The 211-nt window shown below is 63.5% G+C and carries 1 protein-coding gene; it reads left to right on the plus strand.

Annotated features, from left to right (window positions below; genetic code table 11):
• Positions 1-11: 11 nt before the first annotated feature.
• A partial coding sequence (locus EJ903_RS26820; RefSeq protein WP_483964208.1) for a transposase occupies positions 12-211 on the plus strand: 200 nt, incomplete at its 3' end.

Below are 211 nucleotides of genomic sequence, written 5' to 3' on the forward strand. Positions count from 1 at the left end.
GGGGGGGAAGCATGGCCGGTCAAGCTGGGCTGTTTGATCTTCAGGATCGCTATGCGGAGTTGAGCAAGAGCGGGGATCCGCTGGAGCGTCTGTTGTCGGTTGTGGACTTCGAAGTGTTCCGCCCGACGCTTGACGCGGCCTTGGGGCGCAAGGATCGTTCCCGGGGCGGTCGGCCGCCGCTGGACGCGGTGATGATGTTCAAGATCCTGGT

It is taken from the genome of Azospirillum griseum (assembly GCF_003966125.1).
Lineage (GTDB): Bacteria > Pseudomonadota > Alphaproteobacteria > Azospirillales > Azospirillaceae > Azospirillum > Azospirillum griseum.